General features: G+C 55.3%; 9 protein-coding genes. 5 read left to right on the forward strand and 4 right to left on the reverse strand.

Going from position 1 to position 6217, the window contains the following annotated elements:
* Positions 1–2: 2 nt before the first annotated feature.
* Positions 3–1250, reverse strand: a complete 1248-nt coding sequence (gene ribB / locus VRS74_RS09625; protein ID WP_354145039.1) for a 3,4-dihydroxy-2-butanone-4-phosphate synthase — start codon at positions 1248–1250, stop codon at positions 3–5.
* Between the two features lie 218 nt (positions 1251–1468).
* Between ribB and VRS74_RS09630 the strand changes: the two genes are divergently transcribed.
* The 4 genes from VRS74_RS09630 to VRS74_RS09645 all read left to right on the forward strand — a co-directional run bounded on the left by VRS74_RS09630 (position 1469) and on the right by VRS74_RS09645 (position 2831).
* On the forward strand, positions 1469–1768 hold the full coding sequence (locus VRS74_RS09630) for a hypothetical protein (protein ID WP_354145040.1): 300 nt from the start codon (positions 1469–1471) through the stop codon (positions 1766–1768).
* 85 nt (positions 1769–1853) lie between these two features.
* On the forward strand, positions 1854–2300 hold the full coding sequence (locus tag VRS74_RS09635) for a hypothetical protein (RefSeq protein WP_354145041.1): 447 nt from the start codon (positions 1854–1856) through the stop codon (positions 2298–2300).
* Positions 2301–2309: 9 nt separating this feature from the next.
* Entirely contained in the window at positions 2310–2489 is a 180-nt protein-coding gene (locus tag VRS74_RS09640) for a hypothetical protein (RefSeq protein WP_354145042.1), read from the forward strand.
* A gap of 150 nt (positions 2490–2639) precedes the next feature.
* The gene (locus tag VRS74_RS09645) at positions 2640–2831 is read left to right on the forward strand and encodes a hypothetical protein (RefSeq protein WP_354145043.1); all 192 of its coding nucleotides are present in this window, start codon (positions 2640–2642) and stop codon (positions 2829–2831) included.
* A gap of 391 nt (positions 2832–3222) precedes the next feature.
* Here the strand turns inward: VRS74_RS09645 and VRS74_RS09650 are convergent, their stop codons facing one another.
* Positions 3223–3750 (reverse strand): hypothetical protein, encoded by a 528-nt coding sequence (locus tag VRS74_RS09650; protein ID WP_354145044.1) that lies wholly within the window; start codon positions 3748–3750, stop codon positions 3223–3225.
* A gap of 61 nt (positions 3751–3811) precedes the next feature.
* Between VRS74_RS09650 and VRS74_RS09655 the strand changes: the two genes are divergently transcribed.
* Complete coding sequence (locus tag VRS74_RS09655) at positions 3812–3991, forward strand: hypothetical protein (protein ID WP_354145045.1); 180 nt, start codon at positions 3812–3814, stop codon at positions 3989–3991.
* 25 nt (positions 3992–4016) lie between these two features.
* On the opposite strand, the gene VRS74_RS09660 is transcribed toward VRS74_RS09655, so the two are convergent.
* On the reverse strand, positions 4017–4886 hold the full coding sequence (locus tag VRS74_RS09660) for a lysozyme inhibitor LprI family protein (RefSeq protein ID WP_354145046.1): 870 nt from the start codon (positions 4884–4886) through the stop codon (positions 4017–4019).
* Positions 4887–5372: 486 nt separating this feature from the next.
* The gene (locus tag VRS74_RS09665; RefSeq protein WP_354145047.1) at positions 5373–6011 is read right to left on the reverse strand and encodes a TIGR02466 family protein; all 639 of its coding nucleotides are present in this window, start codon (positions 6009–6011) and stop codon (positions 5373–5375) included.
* Positions 6012–6217 lie beyond the last annotated feature (206 nt).

A 6217-nucleotide genomic window follows, 5' to 3' on the forward strand; every position in this document is an offset into this window, starting at 1 on the left:
GGTCACTCCGGGATCGGCATGTGGCCGACGATGTTGAGGCCATAGCCTTCGATCGCGACGACATTGGGTTGCGAATTGCTGAGCAGGATCATGTCGTGGATCCTGAGGTCGGCCAGGATCTGCGAGCCGATCCCGACATTGCGGATTTCGTCTTCCTCGCTGTAGTTGCTGGTCGCCGGGCGGTCGCGCAGGATCACGATCACGCCTGATCCGTGCTCGCCCACCGCGAGCATCGAGCGCTGGAGCGTGCGCTTGCGCGGGCCGGGCTGGCCCAGCAGGTCGTCGAGTACCGAAATCGGGTGGACGCGGGTGAGGGTGGGTTCGCCCGGGACCACATGGCCCTTCTGCAGCACCAGCGCTTCGCTGCCGTCGACCTTGTTGCGATAGGTCAGCAAGCGCCACTGCCCGCCATAATCGGATTCGAAGCTGCGCTCGCCAACGCGTTCGACCAGATGGTCGTTGCGGCGGCGGTATTCGATGAGGTCACGAATGGTGCCGATCTTGAGGTCGTGCTTGCGGGCAAAGCCGATCAGGTCGTCGAGCCGCGCCATCGTGCCGTCTTCGTTCATGATCTCGCAGATCACGCCCGAGGGATTGAGACCGGCGAGGCGGCTGATGTCGACCGCGGCCTCGGTGTGGCCCGCACGGACCAGTACGCCGCCGTCGCGCGCGGTGAGCGGGAAGACATGGCCCGGCGTGACGATATCCTCTGGGCCCTTCGACGCGTCGATCGCGACCGAGATTGTGCGCGCACGGTCTGCCGCGGAAATACCGGTGGTCACGCCTTCCTTCGCCTCGATCGAGATCGTGAAGGCGGTCTGCATGCTTTCCTTATTGTTGCGGCTCATCGGCTCGAGGCTGAGCTGCTCGACCCGCTTGCGGTCGAGCGCCAGGCAGATCAGGCCGCGCCCGTGCGTCGCCATGAAGTTGATGGCGTTGGGGGTCGCCATCTGCGCCGGGATGATCAAATCGCCTTCGTTCTCGCGATCCTCGTCATCCACCAGGATGTACATGCGCCCGTTGCGCGCTTCGTCGATGATCTCTTCGATGCTGACGAGAGCGGGGCGGTCCCCGCTATTCGAGAGGAAGTTCTCCAGCTTCGTCAGGGTTTCAGCGGTGGGGTTCCAGCTGTCATCCGTGCAGTCGCGCAGGGTGTTGGCATGGAGGCCCGATGCGCGGGCGAGGCCTGCTCGCGTCATTTCGCCGGAGGTGACGAGATTGCGAACGCGTGTGATGGTCGATGTGCTCATGCTGCAATCAATATCACATCAAGATGTGATCGCAAGCTGGCAAATGTGATGATCGGATGTGTTGACGCGGCAATTCACGCCCGGTGAGGGCTATGGATCTGGCAAACATGGAGAAAGGAGTGTGATGGTGGACGCACTAGGGCTCGAACCTAGGACCCGCTGATTAAGAGAAAGCGGCACGCCCAATTCCGATATGCAAGCTGATGCGTGTCTTGCCATTGGCGATCGCGCTCATCGTCTATGGCGTCTTCTTCAAATTTTTCTTCAAACCGTTGCAGGAAACGGTCGAGAATTGGATCGACGAAAAAGTTGCACAACGCCTCATTACTTTCTTTGCTGCCCTGATACTTTGGCTCTTGCTCATGGCCATAGCGATAGTCTCGGTGGCGTTCTCTACCGGTATTGTCCTTGCAGCTCTATTTATTGGCATTTCTTGGACGGAAGCTCTCACAGGGTCACTAATTGGTTGCGTCGCCATGACCGCCGGGATGGTTGTTGGTCGGATCACTAACTTCTAGTGCGTCACTCCCCAATCCACCCGTTCAGCCGACCCCTCCTAACGGCCAGTTTCTCGAAGGTGCTCAATATAGAAGGATCATTCAGATGCATGATTATAAGAGCAATGGCTTCGACTTTGATGGCGCCCTTCAGCAGATCAATGGAGCTGGGTTCAAATGGCACCAGTTTAAAGACGTGTTTCCGTTCGGGTTCCTGGGCATCCGGGAGGGCCAATACTATGAACTAGTAAAGGCCGCCGCCTTAAGCCTTCCGACAGATAAAGAACGAAGTCTGTTGATTGATATGCTAGATATGCAGTGGGCCACATATCTTGAGCAACTTTGGGTGGCGAACGATTTTGGCGGCGACAAACATCGGTTTGCAGGTCAATGCCACTTTGCAGACGCCCGTATTCAGATCGACAACAAAATACGGGATGAACTCGACCTTGAACCACGATCGGTGCGCAGTGCACTTCTAGATCAAGATGAGAATTGGACGCATCTTGAGGCCTTGTTGGCTGGGCTGGCGGCGCTAAGGGCTGCCCGCTAGTCTGACACCATGCATGCCGACCTAGCCGCCCGCGTTGAAGGTGCTTATCGCAAGTGCTCCGATCTGCGTGAGCGTAGCAATGACGATGGCACGTTCACGATAGACGGCGCGAAGATGATGGCGCTGATCGAGTTGCGGAACCTCGCGCCGGAAATCGTGCTGGCGCTTGACGTAGATCAAAGACTCTAGCCCAGACATGGCGCAATCAGTCACTGCGACCCGAAGGAAATGGCCTAGCCAGTTCCTCGACTAAAGCCCCGAGCGGACTGTCCCAATGCAATGCCTGCTCGGGGTCTTTTTTTCACCCACCATTCAGCCGCCCAGGCATAACCTGCTGGGATGAATGACAACCACACCGCGACCCAGATCGAAGGCCCCCGCCATGCAGAGGCTCTGGCCTTGCTGAGTGAACTCACCCTCATCCTCGACAATGCCGCGAAGTCAGGCTTGGAGCGGATAGACAGCCAAGGCGATAGGGTGTTCGACTTCGGCTATTGGGCCAGCGAATGCAGGCGCATTGCTGCGCTTTAGCCAACCATCCGGCAACAATACCGCTCGCGAATCGAACCGCTTGAGTTAGCCTGCCTTCCTTAGAGGGGGGGGCTAGGCATTCCACTCACCCTCGACCCAGAGACCCCGATCGCCACCCTATCTCCTGCGGTCGGGGTCTTTTGATTTCCACCGATCGGCCAACCACTCCCCACCGCGAAGGTGCTGTCACTTGCTGCTTGCGGGCGTAACTTGCAAAATTCCTGGTTTAAGGATGATGACATTACTCAAACGCATAATAATGTTAATTCTTTTTGAGACTCGCGCGCAGATCGGTTTGAGATCATCACCGGACCGTAAGGCCAGCAACTTACGAAGGCCCTGACCGTGCTGGGGCGCGGAGGGAGGAAGCGCAAGAGCACGGATTCCTCCATTACTTTATGATCTTCGTCCCCAGCGACGGGTTGAGCGATGTAATGTAGTTTAGCCACTTCTTCGGGCGGCGCAGCATGCCTTTAGGATATTCGACCTTCAGCTCCACGATCTTCGCTATCGCGCCAACGAAATGGATGCAGTTGCGTGTTTCAAGATCGTAATACTTGCCCGGGGCATCGCGCCACGCCTTCACCTCGGCCACGATCTTGCGGTATTGCTCGTCTGTGATCGTAACGGTGAAGTGGCGATTGGTCGAAGAGATATAATGGGGTTTTTCGACCAGAATGTCATGTTCGACCGGGCCATTGAGCACCGACGGGCCGACCGATTTGGCTGTGAAGCCGTAGTTCTCGTTGACGTTCTGCCCGTTCTCAAGCTCCCCTTCGAGCACAATGAACGCATGCGGATAGCGCCCCACCAATACCGATCCATTGAAGCTGTGAAAGCTCAAATTGACGTCGGCGAGAACAGGCGATGCCCAGCCGAACGCAAGAACTAGAAGAAGGATCGAAAGGATACGGCACACAGGGCTAGTTTAGCCCAAGTTAGCCGTGCCGCAACCGCTCATCCAGCCTTAGCCTGCTGGCATGAACCACAACCACGACTTCGGCTCCCGCGTTGAAGGTGCTGGCTGCAAGTGCTTCGATCTGCGCGAGCGAGCGAACGGCGACGGCACCTTCACGATCGATGGCGCGAAGATGATGGCGCTGATTGAGTTGCGGAACTTAGCGCCGGAAGTGGTGCTGGCGCTCAGCAAGAAGTCGTAATGTCTGCATAGGGCAAGGTTAGGCTTCAGTCGTAGGCGTATTCCAAGTAGCTTTCGAGGAACCTGGTTCGATCAGTGTTGAAGCGCGCTAAACAGTTGAGATTGGCAATTTCCCGCTCTGTATCTTCGACAGAGCTTTGGGCTGCTTCAAGACGACAGGTCGTGTCCTTCTTCTTGATCCATGCTCTTTGCACCAGCAAAAGTTGATCTCTCGTCTCCTGGCTCAGGGCTCTCCAAGTGGCATTTATGGCCTGCTCTGCAAGTTGGTTGCTCGCCTTCGCTTCGGCTAGACTGGCAGCCAAAACAGCAGCATTAGCATCCCGCTCAGCCTTTGCTTGTTCGGCTTCAAAGCGCAGGCGCTCGTTTTGCTCATTAACCACTTTCGTGCGGAGAAGCTGAGCCCCCACTAATCTAGATATGAACTCGAACGCGCTTTCGCCGTCTTCGACCTCGGCAAAGACCACTTCGTTATCGTCCGTGGGCTGAACCGTATAATCTATCGGAATCGAGAACGAGTTCGCGTTGCGCCGATAATCATACTGGTCCGCAAAATCAGACACGCTGCCTGCTTCTACCGCAGCAAGTGCTTCGTCAGCTTCGTCGAGAGCGCTTGCCGAGAAGGCCACATTCAGACTCCCAGTGCAGTATTTCTTCGTGCTGTTCGGGTCCTCTTTGGATGTCCGGACATCGGCAATCTCGAATTTTAGCTGCTTAATTGAAGCACGTATCTTGCCTCTGTCGATCCGATATTCACCCTTAAGTTCATCAGAGAGCTGGCGCTCGACTTGCTCTTTGAAGACTGCGAAGACAGCTTCATGTCCGTCAGTCGTAAGACACTCCACCTCACCAATTCCGAGACCCAGATCACTGCAACCTGTCATCGAGAAGAGCGCCATAAGAGCAGCAGTTCTTCTTATCACGTGACACCCCCATGTCCTGCTCAAGTCATTAGAATCAAATCTATGACGCGGACAGACAGAAGCACAATACCCCTCTTCATTCAACACGCACATCGAGCCTCACACGGCCTCAAAACGTCCCGTGTTTGACACCTGAGCACCTGCCCCTGCTGACCGTAAAACTCGGGACGCTACGCATCCCTGAAAACCGCAGAAATCCGTGAGTTTGGGAAGCCACATTTGGCGATCCTAGGCCCTCTGATCAAAGGAACGGCGCGATGACCGACTGGACGCAACCGGAAGCCTACACCGAGCCGCGCAAGCGCAAGGCGAAGAGGCGCAGCAAGTGCATGATTGGATGCTGGCATAAGGCTGGATAGGCAAAACTCCATTCCACATGGCCGTTCTCACGGTCAAACCGCGAAAAGGAAGCCATTCGCGCGGTTGATTGGGTGTTAGGATTGGAACTGCAAGCCGACCAAACTAGAGTTCAAGTTCGCTAACATCGCGAAACGATCCGATCTTTCCGCGCACAAAAGTGTTGAAGGCGATGGAGTGGCGATCCAAGTTGGAATTATTGGGCTCGACGTAATGCTGCAAAGCGCTCGAAAAGAGGATCAGGTCTCCTTTCTTTGGTGCGATAGCATTCCGGGTGGCATTGTAGATGTTGGTCTTGTCATGACCAACTATCAATTCGATCTGGCGGTAGTGATTATGTCGCTCGAAGATCATGTTGCCTGGCGGGTTGGGGAGATCGGTGAAATAGAGCGATCCTGAAACAATGGAGTTTGAGTGGGTGTGCCCGTGCATCCCTACCCCGGGAGGGTTCAGGAGTGCCCAGCTCTGCGTGACGGTCAACTTTTGGGCAATGCCCATCACCTCACGAGCAAAGGTGTCCAATGCCTCATGGACTGCCTTCTTGATACTCTTCATCTCCTTGCGTTCGAATAGGTAGAGTTCCTCAGATATATGGTTCACTTGGCTTTTCAGAAATTTTAGGCTCTTGATAAAGGTTACCTGTTCGGGACTTATCGCGTCCGCGATGTTGATGCGAAAGTATGGTTCGGCGAATAGCGGCTTCACTTCGAACTTACGTTCGGTATCGCTCTTAGGTTCGGCCATTTTGTTTGTTTCCCCTTCGACTTATGGGCATCATAAGAAGGGTAAGGGATGCCTAGCAAGAGTGTGGAGCAGTGATTTCAATAGGCCTGTACAGTGAACATCGCTCTAAGCTTTACGACGAACGGATCGTTGATCTGCCCCCTTCTGAATGGTCCAATTTCTATTTTAGGAATGGCCACGAAGGAGGAATGGAATGGCAAGGAAGC

It is taken from the genome of Altererythrobacter litoralis (assembly GCF_036324225.1).
Classification (GTDB): domain Bacteria; phylum Pseudomonadota; class Alphaproteobacteria; order Sphingomonadales; family Sphingomonadaceae; genus Erythrobacter; species Erythrobacter litoralis_A.

Bases quoted from the DNA above. Each gene is read 5' to 3' on its own strand.
- ribB (WP_354145039.1), bottom strand. From the start codon at position 1,250: ATGAGCACATCGACCATCACACGCGTTCGCAATCTCGTCACCTCCGGC.
- VRS74_RS09635 (WP_354145041.1), top strand. From the start codon at position 1,854: ATGCATGATTATAAGAGCAATGGCTTCGACTTTGATGGCGCCCTTCAG.
- VRS74_RS09640 (WP_354145042.1), top strand. From the start codon at position 2,310: ATGCATGCCGACCTAGCCGCCCGCGTTGAAGGTGCTTATCGCAAGTGC.
- VRS74_RS09645 (WP_354145043.1), top strand. From the start codon at position 2,640: ATGAATGACAACCACACCGCGACCCAGATCGAAGGCCCCCGCCATGCA.
- VRS74_RS09655 (WP_354145045.1), top strand. From the start codon at position 3,812: ATGAACCACAACCACGACTTCGGCTCCCGCGTTGAAGGTGCTGGCTGC.
- VRS74_RS09660 (WP_354145046.1), bottom strand. From the start codon at position 4,886: ATGGCGCTCTTCTCGATGACAGGTTGCAGTGATCTGGGTCTCGGAATT.
- VRS74_RS09665 (WP_354145047.1), bottom strand. From the start codon at position 6,011: ATGGCCGAACCTAAGAGCGATACCGAACGTAAGTTCGAAGTGAAGCCG.